The organism is Paenibacillus sp. JT22N12, from assembly GCF_056269365.1.
The window spans coordinates 473,923-489,564 of the sequence record NZ_JBWDNU010000003.1 but is presented as its reverse complement, the minus strand read 5'-3'; the positions used below and the strand labels follow the sequence as shown (position 1 = coordinate 489,564).

Here is a 15,642-nt window from a genome sequence, read left to right as displayed (position 1 = left end):
AAGCGGATTTGTTCTATACAATTATTAAATCAACAGTCTTGGGAGGAGAGCTTCTGATGGATCATGGAAACACGGCTGCCGAATCAAAAATGGATTATGCCGGGCTTGTGTCGCGTGCGGATCTGCACTATGAGCATACGGTCAAACGAAGTGAAGGCGGACTGCCGCTGGGCAACGGGAGAATGGGCAGCTTGCTGTGGACTTCCCCTTCCGCCATTAAATTTCAGATCAACCGGGTTGATGTATTTGCAAATGACTGCAGCACGAACAGCTTCAACGAGAGACATTCGGATTATGCGTATGCATGCGGCTTTGTCGATATCGATTTTGTCGATTATGGCGAAGACATCTTTCATGACGGCGGAATAAAGCAGCATTTAAGCTTATTTGACGGGACGGCGTTGGTCTCGGGCGATGGGGTGCAAGCCCGGGCTTTCGCTTCGGCCAACGAGGATGTTTTCGCAGTCAGAGCGCAGGATGACAGAGAAGCTCCCCAGGTGATCAACATCAGACTGAAGATGCTCCGACCTGCGGAGGTCGTAAGCAAGAATCATTCGGCTGTATCGCGTTTAAGCATGCGCAGCGGGATGATTGTATTAACACAGGAATTCAGGGAGGGCAACTATTACTGCAGCTCAGCCGTCGCAATTGGAATTTCCGGACGGGAGTCCAAAGCGAGAATGAATGATGAGCTTGGCGGACGGGCGCCTGTAGGCAGCTTCAGGGAGAGCAAAGTGATCGGTCAGCCGAATGAAACCGAGATGCGTTTGTGCGTAAAGCCGGGTCAGGGAGTATTCGACGTTTTTATAGGAAGCGCAGCCAGTTTTGACGAAAATGAAGATATTGCCGCTGCCGCTGTCAACATCGTAGAGCAGGCAGCAGCAGCGGGATTCGACCTCCTGCTTCAGGAGCACAAGTCCTGGTGGAATCGGTTTTGGGAAAAATCCTATATCCGCTTAAGCAGCGAAGATGGAACCGCCGAGTTTGTGGAGCTTCATTACACGTATTATTTGTACCTGATGGCGTCAAGCTCCAGGGGAGGGCAGTTCCCGCCTAACTTCGGAGGCATGCTGCTCAGCCCGCGGGGAGATCTCAGACACTGGGGAGCCATGCACTGGTGGAATAACATGAGCCTGTACTACAACGCTGTGCTTCCTTCCGGTCATCATGAGCTGTTTCATCCGTATTTCAGCATGTACTCGTCCATGTACGAATCTTGTGCTGAAGCTGCCAGGCAGCAATGGGGAAGTCAGGGTATCTTCATACCCGAGGTCGTGACGTTTGACGGAATGGAGAAGCTGCCGGAGGATATCGCGGCGGAAATGAGAGATTTATATCTGGTGCGCAAGCCGTGGGATCAAATGTCCGGCCGTTTCCGCGAATTCGCTTTCTCCAAGCGTCCGCATGAAAGCAGATGGAATTGGAAGTATCACGAACAAAACGTGGACGGCAAATTAGTATATGTAGAGAGAGGCTTCGGGTCATTCGGCTTCACGACGCATATGTTCGCATCCCAGGTCGGGATTGCCAGTCATTTCTGGATGTACTATGAGTATACCAAGGACGAAGAATGGCTGCGGGAACGGGCATATCCGATTATGAAGGGAGTCGCCGAGTTTTTCCGCCATTTCCCGAATCTGAAAAAGGACGAGGACGGCCGCTATCACATTTACCAAACAACCAGCGACGAAAAATATTACGGCGGCAAAAATACGATGGATTCGATGGCGGGCATGCACACCATATTCCCGATTGTCCTGAAGGCTTCGGAAATATTGGAAGCGGATGAAGATATCCGGCCTGTGTGGCAGGAGCTTTACGATAATCTTGCCCCGCTGCCGCGAAGCGATCATCCCGATGCCGTGTTGAGAACTCCGGAAAATGAGCCCGCAGTGTGGGTGGGCGCTCTCGGCCCTGTTTTGGATAACAAGAGCAATGTCGATTTGAAGCCGGGGAGGTTTGGCAGCCTGTGCTCGCTGGAAACGGCATATGACAATCCGGAAATGTTCGAAACGACCATGGCCACGATCAGGTACCAGGAAGCGATGCTTGACCATGACTGGAGCCGTGCAGCATCCGAAATGTCGAGTACGGCGCGTGTGCATGCCCACATGGGACTCGCGGAACCGTTCAAGCAGGCTGTATCGGCACAATTGGAATGCGTGAATGCGGAACGGGAATATTGTTATTTCGCGGACACGGGAAGAGTGAAATTTTTTGAAAACAGGCTGACAGTCAGAGAGGGAGTCAACTGCATGAGCGTGCAGCGTTTAGGCAATGCCGCCTCTGCACTGCAGGCAGCGCTTTGCCAAAGCGGGCCTCCGGGTCCGGGCAAAGAATCCGTCATTCGTGTCTTCCCTGCGTGTCCGGCTGACTGGAATGCAGAGATATCCCTATGGTGCCATGGCGGATTCAATGTCACCTCCGCCATTCGGTCGGGAAGCATTCCGTTTGTCAAAATCAGCTCAACGCTGGGAGGAGCATGCAGAATAAGGAATCCCTGGGGCGAGGCTGAGGTCGCATTGCGCAAAGCGGGTGGCAAGGATATAGCACTAAAAGGCTCTTTGCTGGAATTCGATACGCAGAAAGGCGAAGAAATTGAACTTTTCCCTTTTTAAGTTGAGATGAACAGCTATTCTGACGAGTATGGATTAAGACGGCAGGATTATGTTACGGGAGCGATAATAAAAAACAACAACCCAACCAAAGTTTTGCCATACCGGGACTGATGTCCGAATTCTATAATGGTGAGGTGAAGGGGAGGAATCTCATGAGGGCTGCTAATGGCAAGTTGAGCGGGATACAGATTGTGTATACCGGCGAAGCCAATAAGAACGATTACAGGGAAGGGGCGGCGTCATGATCCGTACACGAATAGAAGAGATGCGGGTGAACCCGGAGCAGAACGGGCATGTGTTCGGGGAACTGCTGCCCGGCGCCTATCTCTCTTCCGGCGGACTCGCTTTCGCCGGGCGAAGCGAACGCAGCCATACGAACGACGGTCCGGACGGCAGAGATTTTCACGTCCATGACGATCGGGAAGCGTTCCTTATTCTGCAGGGGATTGGAACGATGGAGATCAACGGCGAGCATCATCCCGTCAGAGCGGGCGATATCGTCATCGTCGAGCCTGGCGAGAATCATCATCTTTGCTCGGACGCCGAGGATCCGATCGTCACGCTCTGGTGTCACGCCGGTCCGCACCGCCACCATAAACAATCGTAGAGGATATGCGCTTATGTACCGTTTTTGTGTCTGGCGCGGAAAGGGGAGGAGAGCATGGCAGGCAAGGTGGAGAGTTCCGACCGGATGATGTATCAGTTCGCGACGTCAGGCCACAAAGTGAAGTTTATGCGGAAGTATTGGCCGCTTTACGTCTTGTCGATTCCGGGCATTATCTTTTTTTTGATCTTCCGGTACATTCCGATGTTCGGATCGGTTATCGCGTTTCAGGAGTACAACATCTTCAAAGGCATCAAGGGCAGTCCGTGGGTTGGGCTTGATAATTTCAAGAGAATGATCGAATATGCGGAGTTTGTTCCGATATTGAAGAACACCATTCTGATCGGTATCTATGATTTGTGCTTCGCTTTCCCGGTGCCGATCATTCTGGCGCTTCTGCTCAATGAGCTGCGCATCATGGCCTATAAGCGGATTGTTCAGACGGTCGTCTATATGCCGCACTTTCTCTCATGGGTCATTGTCGGAGGGATCGTGGTTGGCGTATTGTCACCCTCTACCGGCATCGTCAACCATTTGCTGGCGCTGTTTGGCGTCGAGCCCATCTACTTCTTGGGCGAAAATTCATATATCCGCACGATCCTCATCAGTTCGGGCATATGGAAGGATAGCGGCTGGGGAACGATTATCTATCTGGCTGCGATCGCCGGAATCAATCCCGACTTGTACGAAGCGGCACAGGTGGATGGCGCAAGCCGGCTGCGGCAGGCAACCTCCATAACGGTCCCCATTATTCTGCCGACCATTGCGATCTTGTTTCTGCTTCAAATCGGCAACTTCCTGGACTTCGGCTTCGAGCGGGTATTCGTGTTCCTTAATCCGCTCAACAGCGAGAATGGGGAAATTATTGATACCTATGTGTATCGGGCGGGGCTTGTTGACCGTCAATACAGCTACACGACCGCCATCGGCTTGTTCAAGTCGATCGTGGGACTTGCGCTCATCATGATCGGCAACATATTCAGCAAGAAGGTAACCGGCAACGGGCTGTACTAAGGCATTGGAGAAACGGGGTGAAAATCGATATGATAATGACGAGAGGCCAGAAAATATTCAACGCATGCAATATCGTATTTCTCGGCGCTATCGGCCTGAGTATGGTGCTGCCGCTGATTCATATTATCGCGCAGTCGCTCAGCAACTCGGTCGCCATCAACGCGGGAGAGGTGAGCTTCTGGCCTGTCGGTTTCACATTCGGCAGTTATAAGCTCATTCTGCAGGACCCGTCCATCTGGTTGGGCTTTCGCAATAGCGTAATCATTACCTTATTCGGTACGCTTATCAACCTGATCTTGACGTCAAGCCTCGCTTATCCGCTTTCCCGGCCGGAATATCTGTACCGCAAGTTCGTGCTGATCCTTATTTTGATTACATTGGTGTTCAGTGCTCCGCTTATTCCGAACTATCTGCTGGTAAAGCAGCTGGGACTTCTTGATACGCTGTGGGCACTCATGCTACCGATGGCGATCAGCGCGTTCAACCTGTTTGTCATGCGCTCATTCTTCATGAATCTGCCAGGGGAGCTCATCGATTCGGCGAAGATCGACGGCTGCGGCGAGTTCAGGATATTCTGGAAAATCGTGCTTCCGCTTTCCAAGCCGGCGCTGGCGACCATGGGGATCATCTATGCCGTCGCACACTGGAACCGGTATGCGGAGGCGGTGTTCTATATTAGCGACAGGCAGTGGATCCCGCTGCAGGTCCGCCTGCGCGAAATTGTCTTTACCGATCAATACGGCCAATCGGACGTCACCTCGGAGCTGCTCGTCATGCTGTCGCCGGAAGGCATCAAGATGGCGGTCATCGTCGTCACGACGCTTCCGATCATGCTCGTTTATCCATTCCTGCAGAAGCATTTCATTCAGGGCATGCTGGTGGGCTCCATCAAGTCGTAACGTATAACAACCAGACATTACGCGGAAGAAGCAGCTCTCAACACTAAAACGCTTACAAATCATGAGGGAAGAAGGGTTGTCGTATGAAGAAATGGACAGGTATGGGATTGTCGCTGGTGCTGGCGGCGAGCCTGATGGCGGGATGCTCGGCAAACAAGCCGGCCGAGCAGCAGCCGGCAGATCAGCAGGCGGATAACGGCGGAAATCAGCAGACGGCGGAAGGCCAGAAGGAGCGGGCGAAGTTCTCCTTCCTGCTGCCGACGACAGTGAGCTCGGGCTATCATACCCGGGTGCCGGATCTGAACAAGGACAAATGGGTGCTGAAGCTGGAAGAATTAACGAACACCGATCTGGACATCAAGGTGATGGAGGACGCGAAATATGGCGTCATGTTTGCAAGCAACGACATTCCTGACGTGGTCGGGAGCATAGGCGGCCCCGGCAGCAAGTCGATGTCTGGCTCGATCGAGAGCGGCATCTTCATGCCTCTGGACGACTTGCTGCAGAAGTACGCGCCCAATCTGATGAAGCTGATTCCGAAAGCCGCATGGGAGACGGCCTCTTATGAAGGCAAGATCTACGGCATTCCGGAATTTCTGAAGAGCCCCTCGCGCCGGGCCACATACATCCGCACCGATCTGCTAGAGAAGACCGGACTGCAGGCGCCAAAGACGGTCGATGAATTTCTGAACGTGCTCCGCGCCTTCAAGAAGCTTGGAGTCGAGACGCCGTACCAAATGCGCGAGAACTTCAAGTATGCGGATATCGTTCTTGGCGCCTTTGATGTCCTGCCGTACAAAGACCAGTTCGAACTGGTCGATGGCCAGGTGGTCCCCAAGTTTTTCGACAGCGAGAATATGCAGAAGGCACTTGAGGTGTACAAGACGATGTATGAAGAGGGGCTGATTCCGAAGGAGTTCGCCACCATATCATCGACTGATTTTACGAAGAGCATTGATGCCGGCAAGCCGGGCATTTGGTCGCAGAACGCAGCCGGAATGCCGGGCTACAGGGCGAATGTGAAGCTAGCCGTTCCGGATGCGCAGATCGACATTATTCCTTCCCCGAAGGGACCTGAGGGCAAAGGCGGTTACTTCTTCTATTCGCCGGTTGTCCGCACGTTCTACATCAACAAGAATGTCGAGGAAGAAAGAGCCGCCGAGATCGTGAAATTTTTCGACTGGATGGTCACCCCGGAAGCAGAGGAGTTCTTCACGTTCGGCGTCGAAGGCGATACCTACACGAAGGATGCGGCCGGTGTGGTGAACTATAAATTCCCGGAGACCAAGGAGCAGCAGGAGGAAGAGGGCTGGAGGAGCGGTACACTGTGGGCCGTTCATGACTCCACATACAATAAACTGCGGCTGGAGCTTAATGAAGACGGCCAGGCAACACTGGACGCTTTCGATAATGTGTTGTCCCAGGAAGGTCTGTCTGGAATCGGTTTTTATCCGGAATTGAGTACCTTCAGCAAGTATCCCGATCTGGCCGCTCCCCAGCCGGATGTGGGACCAAAGCTTGTTATCGACCATATGGTCAGAATGATCTACGGCAAGGAACCCATCTCCGACTGGCCGAAGGTTGTTGAGGAATACAAAGCCAAGGGCGGCGACGAGATTGTCAAGGAAGCGACGGAACGCTGGAATAACAAGCAGGGCGCTGTCATGATCGACAGAGAGTAGGCTCTCCGAAACTTAAAACGAAAAAGCTCTCCTCCGAATAGAGGCGAGCTTTTCTTTCGTTAACCTGATAGCATGTATAAGTTTCACTCCCGTACATTTATATAGGGTTTAAGGGAAGAAGCTAACTTTGCCGCCAAAGGACGGCTGCGGCCGCTTCTTCTTGTGGAATACGAATGGGTGTGAAATCGTAAAAAAACACAGGAGACCGGAAATTAATCCTATCGGGATCGCTCATTATGCGCAATGATGAGGATAAGGCAGCAGTTCTATTCGTCCATTGATGAAAGCGCTTCTACACGGTAAGATGTAGGTTGCAGGCATAACCCACTATCGAGCAGGAGGAACGTTCATGCATGTGCTTATCGTAGACGATGAACCCGTCATCCGCAGAGGAATCTCCAGGATGGCAGAGCAATATATGCCCGCCTTCGCCAAAGTGTCGACTGCAGAGAACGGGCAAGCCGCTCTCGAGAGAATAGGGGCGATGGAACCCGATATCGTGCTTACGGATATCCGTATGCCAAAGCTGGACGGCCTGGAGCTGTGCAGGATTCTGCAGGAGGCGTACCCCCATATCAAAACGGTCGTAATCTCCGGCTACAACGACTTCAGCTACGCGCAGAAGTGTGTGGATTACGGCGTGAAGCATTATTTGTTGAAACCGATTACAAGGGTGGATGTGCATGAGGTGCTGGGCCGTTTGCTCAAGAAGCAGACGGCCGGATATGTCGCGCCTTCCCGTTACGTGGAATGGATCGATCATATGGAGCAGCAGATTTGGTCCCTCCAGACGGACGGATTGGATGAGCTGAGCGGCCGGCTGCGGGAGTACTGCCAGTCAGCCAATCTGTCGCTGGCCCAATTGAAGGAGCTGCTTCATGACTGCTATGAGATGCTGTTGAAACGGCTGCAGGCCCGGGAATTCTCTCCCAGGACGAACCTCTCCTTCATGCAGACCGGATCCGTGAAGGATGCGATCGAAGCCTTCGAAGCGGGACTTCGCGATATCAGGGACGGACTTGCGTCGATGCGCAGCGGCAACTTCCGGGATATGATCGAAGAGGCAAAATGCTATATCGACAGCAAGCTGTCGCAGGAAATCACGCTCGACCAAGTGGCGGCGCTGGTCGGTCTGACACCGACGTACTTCAGCTCACTATTCAAGAAGATGACGAACGAGACGTTCGTAAAATACCGGATCAACAGGCGGATCGACCGCTCCAAGGAACTGCTGGCCGTACCGCATTTCCGCATCGTCGACATTGCGCTGGAAGTGGGCTATGACGATTACCCGCATTTTACAAAGACGTTCAAGAAGCTCGTCGGCATCACGCCATCGGAATACCGGGCGGCGCTGGGAATCAAATGAGATTCCGCAGCCTGTATGCAAAGCTGACTTTCTATTTTCTTGTCGTAATCGGGCTTACGCTGAGCGGTGTGGGCATCTCCTATACGACCTCCACCCGCGAGCTTGACGAGCTGGCCGAGAAACAGATGCAGCAGATCGTCCGCAACGCGGTCCATCATACGGATCTGTATTTGAAGGATTACGAACGGTCCATGGTTTCTTTGCTGACATTCCGCTACGTGATGGAGTTTATGGATTTGCCGACCGACAGGGAGGAATACGACTATTATAATTACCGGAAAATGATACGCGAGGTCGTGGCGGACCCGCTGTTTATCCGCAATCCGAAAATCGCTTCCATCTACCTGATCAGCGACAAAGGCAACGCCGTCTACTATTTCAACGAGGTAAGCGAGCAGTCGTTCTCGCCGGAGGAGATCCGCCGGCAGCGGGATTACTTTATGGGCAATACAAGTCCGCACGGCCAGCTGAGCATCCTGAAGAACAGCATTCTGACGGGCCAGGAGAATCAGATGGTAACGCTCGTCCGGCGCATCCGCGGATACAGTTCACCCGAATTGAGCGGTTTGCTTGCAATCGAGCTGCGCTCAGCAGATCTCTCAGCCCTCTGGAAAGGCGTCGATCTTGGAAAATTCGGCTATCTGTTCATTACGGACGCGAACGGGAACGTCATTTATCACCCGGAGGAGATGAAGGAAGGGACGGTGCTGCCGGATGCCGTACGCGCCAAGCTGGAACATTCCGCAGATGCCGCGTTCTTCGACGACAGCGAGGGAGAGAAGCGGATGTATATGGCGGAAACGTCAGACTATTCACACTGGAAGCTGATTGTCTCCATGCCTGTCGACGAGGTGAGAAAGCCGGTTACGAATATCCGTAATTCGACGCTCGTCATCGGGATGTTCACATTGCTGCTCGCCATACTGCTGGCGTACCGCTTCAGCAAATCGATCACCAGGCCGATCCAGACGCTGAAACTGGGGATGCGGGAAACGGAGAAGGGCAATTGGGCCCCGATACCGCTGCCGAAGCATCGGGACGAAGTCGCCGAGCTCATTCTGCGGTACAATCTGATGGTGAAGCGCCTTTCCGATGCCGTGGACAAGGTTGTACAGGTGGAGCTGAGCAACCAGGAAATCCGGCTTGAACGGCAGCGGGCCGAGTTCCAGTCCCTGCAGCTGCAGATTAATCCGCATTTCATGTACAACACGCTTGAAACGATCGTTTGTTATGCTGCGGTGCAGGATTCCGAGGATATTACCGAAATCGTCACAGCGCTGGCTTATATGCTGCGGTACTCCGTTCAGACCAATCTGGAGGAGATTACGGTGGCTAACGAATTGAAGCACGTCATGTATTATATGAAGGTCATGCAGCACCGGATCGGCCGGGAGTTCGAAATCGAAGTCGCCGCCAGGCCCGAGTACCTGCTGCATGCCATGGTCCGCCTTACCCTGCAGCCGCTCGTGGAGAATGTATTCCAGCATGCGTTCCCCGAAGGTGTGGAGGAGTACCACTTTATCCGCATTGATTGCGGTGAGGAGAACGGCGTCTTCTGGGTCAGCGTAGAGGACAATGGCTGCGGCATGCCGCCTGAGAGTCTGGCAAGGCTGCGGCAGAAGCTTCGTGCAAACCGGTTGGCGGATGAGGAGGACCAGGGCAACGCCGGCCACAAGGGCGGCATCGGCGTGCTTAACGTACACAGGCGAATCCAGATGGTATTCGGCGACCGGTTTGGTCTTCGTATCGAGAGCGAGGAGCAGCAGGGTATGAAGGTCACGATGCTGATGCCGAAGAGCTCCCGGGTTACTGGGAATAAGACGGAACGTCCCGCGGCAGCTCAGGAAAACACATTTTGATCTGAAGAAATGACATGTCAAGAAGCGGCAAGCGGAGTATCATGAAGGCGTTTCAAGCTAGAGGCGGGATAGGGAGCATGAAGCGATTGAGAGAATTCAAGGGGGCTCTGCCGGATAAGGGAAATGGTAGCGGCAAATTTGAGCCAAATGAAGGAGATGTTCAAATGAGCATGATTGGCAATGGCGGCGAAAAAGCCGAATTTTTCGAACGCATCATGACTTTGCCGGTGTTTGATACCCATACCCACTTGGTAGGCGACCGGCTCTGCGCGGGGGATTTCTGGGAAATTGCGCATTATTTCTGGCTGTTCCGGGAGCTTCAAGCAGGGGGCTATCCCGCAGATGCCGGGGAGCTTCCTGAAGAAGAGCGCATCGCTGCATTTCTGGAATCATACAAGGCAACGAGAAGTACTCTGATGAACTGGGTATTCACCTCAATTATGCGTGAGCTGTATGGCATTGAAATTCGGGATGCCGCTTCAGTCAGGGAGGCGGATGCGGCGGTCAAACGCTCCTATGCCGACGAGGGCTGGGCGCAGCGAACGGCTGACCGGATGAACATCCGCCGATTCGTTGTGAATCGTCCGGAGCACGCCGTCTTCGAGGGTATGCGGGAGAATGCCATACTCATACCGCGGATTGACGGGGCGCTCGGCCAGTGGGTCGAACGGGTTGTCCAGTCGGCGGATCCCGCCCAGGAATTCGTGAAGGTGAAGGACGAAGCCGACCTTCTTCTCAACGGTTATGGAGATGACGGCTTGCCCGGCATTATGACAACGCTGCCGCGTTACGAATCAAGCGCACATCTCCGCCAAATAATCGGTCCGGACAGCACGCATGGCGATATCATGATGGAACTGCTCCATAGCATATGCGCCGCGGCAGAGAGAAACAGACTGCTTATCCAGTTCTTCCTGGGCGTAGAGCGCTCGTGGTGCGGGACCGCGTTCCCGGCGAACGACACGGAGCGGATTCTGAAGCTGACGGCTTTATTCGAGAATTACGCCTGCGAATTCGAGCTTGTGCTCGCCTCGGAATTAAATAATCTGGATGCGGTACAGGCCGCCTGGAACTTTCCGAACGTCCATATCGGGGGTATGTGGTGGTTCAACTTCCGTGCAAGCACCTACCAGGACAGCATGCAGTACCGGCTGGAGGCGCTGCCTGCGGGCAAAAGCTCCGTCATCGTATCCGATGCCCGGTGCATGGAATGGAGCTACGGCAAGATTCTGCTCGTAAAGAAGCTGGCGGCGGAATTTCTATGGGAGCGGCTCGAATCAGGCTGGATCGACCGGGAGACGGCTCTGCATACTGCGCAGCAGTGGCTGTACGGAAGTGCGGTTAAGCGATACGGAGTAGAGGAAGTACGCCAAACCATAAAGGGGTGAGCAGCGATGCCAGCAAGCGGCTTAGTAGGAAGGATGCTGCCGGCGCCGAGGAACGGCGGTTTCCGGATGGAAGGCTATTGGGTCTGGTGCGGCTCCGTCATTCAGGGAGAGGACGGCCGCTTCCATATGTTCGCCTCAAGATGGCCGAAGAGTCTGCCTATGCATCCGGGATGGCTGGTAGCATCGGAAATCGTAAGAGCGGTATCCGATACGCCGGAGGGACCTTATATCTTCCAGGAGGTCGTGCTCCCGGCCAGGGGAGCCGAGTACTGGGACGGGCGCAGCACGCATAATCCGCATATCGTCAAGCATAACGGCATCTATTTGCTTTATTATATGGGTTCTACGCATCCGCTGCCAGAGACGGCTCCCGGTGGCGGCCTCAATCTCGAGGATGCGCGCTGTATCGTCGCCCGCTCGAATAAGCGCGTCGGACTTGCGGTCGCAGACAGCGTCTTAAGTCCATGGAAGAGGCGCGATGCGCCGCTGCTGCCGGTCCGCCCGGGCCGATTCGACAGCTATTTGACGTCGAATCCGGCTCCTTGCGTGGATCATGACGGCTCCGTCCTGCTGATCTATAAAGCCCGCCGTTACAAAGGCTGCGATTATGGCAGGATGACGATCGGAGCAGCCGCCGCGGAGCATTGGGACGGGCCTTACCGGGTGATGACAGAGGAGCCTGTCTTCCCGCCGGAGCTGTTCCATATCGAGGATCCCTTCATCTGGAGGATGCGGGGAGGCTACGCGCTGATCGCCAAGGATATGGACGGGACGCTTGGCGGGGAGAAGCACGGCGGCATTCAGGCTGTCTCCAGGGACGGCATACATTGGGAGCTTGCCGACGAACCGCAGGCTTACTCGCGCACCATCCTCTGGGATGATGGAACGGTGCAGACGATGGGAAGCCTCGAACGGCCATTTCTGCTGTTCCAGGACGGGAAGCCGACGCATCTCTTCATGGCGGCAGCGGATGGGCCGGGTGGCTTCCGCAATGCCGCCCATACATGGAATATGGTCATTCCTTTGGAACAGACGGGGGGGGAAATAATGCGATGAAGGCGATACTGGTTGGCCTTGGAAGCGCGGGTTACAGCTGGTACAAAAGGCTGAGGGACAGAGGACTGCTCGCGGCTGTGGTTGAGGCGGATCCGGCGATGAAGGACAAGATGGATGGCGGCCTTTTTCCGTTCTATACTTCTTTGGAGGAGGCGCTCGCGCATGAGGAGGCGGGCTTCCTCGTTAACGTAACGTCGCCGGCCTCTCATACGCAGGTTAACCATGCGGCGTTCGACAGAGGGCTTCCCGTTCTCTGCGAGAAGCCGATTTCGTTCGACTATCCGGAATCAATCGGGATTGTAGCAAGGGCGGCGAAGGAGAACATCCCATTCATGATCGCCGAGAATTACCGGCGTTTTCCCTATGTCCGCAAGATGAAGCAATTGCTCGATGAGGACTCAATCGGCGCAATCTCGTCGATAGACATTTCGTTCCGCCGCTACCATCGGGTCCAGAGAAAGTATGCCGTGCGGATTCTGGACGATATCGGCGTCCATCACTTCGATATGCTGCGCTATTTGACCGGACAAGAAGGCAGGGCTGTTCAGGCGAAGCTGTATAATCCGCTTGGCGGCTGGGAAGAGGAAGGGGCAGTTCAAAGCGCAAACGCGTTAATAGAGATGGATGGCGGCATAATCGCCGGCTATGCCGCGACGATTGCGTCAAGAGGTCCGCAGACGCTATGGAGCGGGGATTGGCATATCGAGGGCACGCGCGGCGCGATGGTATTGACGGGAAAGGAAATACGTTTATATGATGATGACGGTGAACGATTGATCGCTAGCTGCGCCGATGTGATTGAACGGGATACGCTGACCGATTTCCTGATATCGCTTGAGACGGGGCGCGAGGCCGAATCGAGCGGCAGCGACTACCTGCTGACGCAGGCGCTGGTGCATTATACGAATCTGTCTTGTGAGTCAGGTGGGAGAATGCCCGTCGAACTGCCGGACTTGAGGAAAGTCACATGATGTTCAAGATGAAAGGAGCAGCTGAATGACGACATTGACATGGACGGAAGCAGCGCCCGGTGTATGGCGTGCCAGAATTGGAGATCCGCAGGCGCTTTCGCCGCTGGCCGTGGTTGGCGCTGTTCCGCGGATGAAAGCATTGGAACGAATGGCGCAGGCCGCTCCGCCTTTCCAGTGGAATGACATTCGCGTGGAAGCGGCGGGAGGAGGACGGCGCCTGCTCGTGCTGCCGCTGGCGGCCGACGAGAAGCTTCACGGTACGGGGTTGCAGTTCATGCGCATGAACCAGCGGGGAAGGACCCGGTATCTCCGCGTTAACAGCGATCCGAAGCAGGATACCGGCGAGACGCACGCGCCGGTTCCTTTCTATGTCAGCGACCGCGGATATGGCGTGCTCATTGATTCGGCGCGCGCGATTACGATGCATCTCGGATCGGCCGTGCGCCTGGATAAAACATGCCAGGCAGATGTGCGGGATCGCAATCGCGACGCAGGCTGGAAGGCGACGCCTCCTTCGTCAAGGGCAGAGATCCGCCTGCCTGAGGAAGGCGCCGACGTCTATGTCTTCGGCGGTCCTGCGCTCGCCGATGCGGTAAGCCGGTACAATCTCTTCTGCGGCGGAGGCGTTCTTCCGCCGAAGTGGGGTCTTGGATTCTGGCACCGCGTGCCGGCCTTGTTTAGTGCGGAGGAGGCGATGGCGGAAGCCCTGGAGTTCCGCCATCGGGATTACCCTTGCGACGTGATCGGTCTTGAGCCGGGCTGGCACACCCGCAGCTATCCGGCAACATATGAATGGGACCGAGAGCGCTTCCCGGATCCAGAGGGCTTCGTAAGCGGGATGCTGGACAACGGCTTCCGCGTCAACCTGTGGGAGCATCCGTATGTATCGCCCGAGAGCGGGCTTTATGGGCCGCTCAAGCCATTATCCGGCGATTATTCGGTATGGGGCGGACTCGTCCCCGACTATTCGCTTCCCGAAGCCCGCGAGCTGTACGCAAAGCAGCATAAGGAGAAGCATATTGATATCGGCGTATCCGGCTATAAGCTGGACGAATGCGACGGCAGCGAGCTGACGAACAACGCCTGGATTTTCCCCGAGCATGCGAGCTTCCCGTCCGGGCTGGACGGCGAGCAGATGAGACAGCTGTACGGTCTGATGTTTCAGAAGATGACGAATGACCTGTACCGCGCGGACAATCGGAGAACTTACGGACTGGTGCGGGCGTCCAATGCCGCGGCTTCTTCGCTTCCGTATGTGCTCTATTCGGATCTGTACGAGCATAAGCATTTCATTAGGGCGCTGTGCAATTCTTCGTTCAGCGGGCTTCTATGGTCGCCGGAGGTGCGCCGGGCACGCAGCGCCGAGGACTGGATCAGAAGGATGCAGACCGTCTGCTTCTCTCCCCTGGCGATGCTGAACGCTTGGGGAGACGGGACAAAGCCTTGGTCTTTCCCGGAAGCGGAGCCGGTCATTCGCCGCTACATCAAGCTGCGGATGCGATTGCTGCCCTATCTATACACGGCCTTCGCCCGCTATAGGGAAACGGGGCTTCCTCCCTTCCGGGCAATGCCGTTCGTCGTCTCCCCGGAAGAGCTTGTCCGCGCCGAGGAGCGGCGGTCGGCTGAGATGACGTTGAACACAACGGACGGCGCATATGGTAAGCGGAGCATTCCGCAATGGGACGATCAATTCATGATCGGGGATCAGCTGCTTGTCGCCCCGCTCGTAGAGGGAGAAGAGGAGCGGGAGGTTCTGCTGCCAGCAGGCTCATGGATCGGCTTCGAGACTGGAGAACGGTACGAAGGAGGAGGCATTATACGGGTCCGCGCGGGCATCGAGACGATTCCGGTATTCGTGCGGGATGGAGCGGTCATTCCGATGACGGCCGCATTGCCGCATGCGCTTCGTCCCGGCGAACAGGCTCCTCTCGAATTTGTTCATTTCGGCGCCGCCGCCGGGGAGTGCGAGCTATACGATGACGACGGGGAAACCCTGGATCATGAACGCGGTGCCTGCGGCTGGTGGAAGGCAGTCGTGACGAAATCGGAGGATGGCATCTATAAGGGCGAATTATCAGGTCCGGCGGCGCTTCCGGCTTCTTATAGCAGCGTGAGCTGGATCTTTGCCAGGATGGGGCTTGATCTCCATGGCAAGTAGCCAAGGCGCACCGGAAGGGAGTAC

Annotated in this window: 11 protein-coding genes; all 11 read left to right on the top strand. The window is 55.1% G+C overall.

Translation table 11 applies throughout. From position 1 onward, the window contains the following. The first annotated feature begins 56 nt into the window (after positions 1-56). The 11 genes from AC0YOA_RS13555 to AC0YOA_RS13505 all read left to right on the top strand — a co-directional run bounded on the left by AC0YOA_RS13555 (position 57) and on the right by AC0YOA_RS13505 (position 15,618). Positions 57-2,618, top strand: a complete 2,562-nt coding sequence (locus tag AC0YOA_RS13555; RefSeq protein ID WP_475787026.1) for a glycosyl hydrolase family 95 catalytic domain-containing protein — start codon at positions 57-59, stop codon at positions 2,616-2,618. 241 nt (positions 2,619-2,859) lie between these two features. Next, the gene (locus AC0YOA_RS13550; RefSeq protein WP_475787025.1) at positions 2,860-3,225 is read left to right on the top strand and encodes a cupin domain-containing protein; all 366 of its coding nucleotides are present in this window, start codon (positions 2,860-2,862) and stop codon (positions 3,223-3,225) included. 54 nt (positions 3,226-3,279) lie between these two features. Next, on the top strand, positions 3,280-4,236 hold the full coding sequence (locus AC0YOA_RS13545) for an ABC transporter permease (RefSeq protein WP_475787024.1): 957 nt from the start codon (positions 3,280-3,282) through the stop codon (positions 4,234-4,236). Between the two features lie 29 nt (positions 4,237-4,265). Continuing rightward, a complete protein-coding gene (locus tag AC0YOA_RS13540) occupies positions 4,266-5,135 on the top strand; it encodes a carbohydrate ABC transporter permease (RefSeq protein WP_475787023.1) in 870 nt (289 codons plus the stop codon). An 83-nt stretch (positions 5,136-5,218) separates the two neighbouring features. Beyond that, positions 5,219-6,817, top strand: a complete 1,599-nt coding sequence (locus tag AC0YOA_RS13535) for an extracellular solute-binding protein (protein ID WP_475787022.1) — start codon at positions 5,219-5,221, stop codon at positions 6,815-6,817. Between the two features lie 349 nt (positions 6,818-7,166). Beyond that, positions 7,167-8,186 carry a response regulator transcription factor gene (locus tag AC0YOA_RS13530; protein ID WP_475787021.1) on the top strand — a complete coding sequence of 340 codons (1,020 nt, stop codon included), beginning with the start codon at positions 7,167-7,169 and terminating at the stop codon, positions 8,184-8,186. Next, complete coding sequence (locus tag AC0YOA_RS13525; protein ID WP_475787020.1) at positions 8,183-10,045, top strand: cache domain-containing sensor histidine kinase; 1,863 nt, start codon at positions 8,183-8,185, stop codon at positions 10,043-10,045. The genes AC0YOA_RS13530 and AC0YOA_RS13525 overlap by 4 nt, the downstream gene beginning before the upstream one ends. Before the next feature lie 77 nt (positions 10,046-10,122). Next, the gene (locus AC0YOA_RS13520; RefSeq protein WP_475787019.1) at positions 10,123-11,433 is read left to right on the top strand and encodes a glucuronate isomerase; all 1,311 of its coding nucleotides are present in this window, start codon (positions 10,123-10,125) and stop codon (positions 11,431-11,433) included. A 6-nt stretch (positions 11,434-11,439) separates the two neighbouring features. Next, positions 11,440-12,489, top strand: coding sequence for a glycoside hydrolase family protein (locus AC0YOA_RS13515; protein WP_475787018.1), 1,050 nt, complete (start codon positions 11,440-11,442; stop codon positions 12,487-12,489). Then, on the top strand, positions 12,486-13,460 hold the full coding sequence (locus AC0YOA_RS13510; RefSeq protein ID WP_475787017.1) for a Gfo/Idh/MocA family protein: 975 nt from the start codon (positions 12,486-12,488) through the stop codon (positions 13,458-13,460). Before AC0YOA_RS13515 ends, AC0YOA_RS13510 begins: the two co-directional genes overlap by 4 nt. 25 nt (positions 13,461-13,485) lie before the next feature. Next, complete coding sequence (locus AC0YOA_RS13505) at positions 13,486-15,618, top strand: TIM-barrel domain-containing protein (RefSeq protein WP_475787016.1); 2,133 nt, start codon at positions 13,486-13,488, stop codon at positions 15,616-15,618. Positions 15,619-15,642 lie beyond the last annotated feature (24 nt).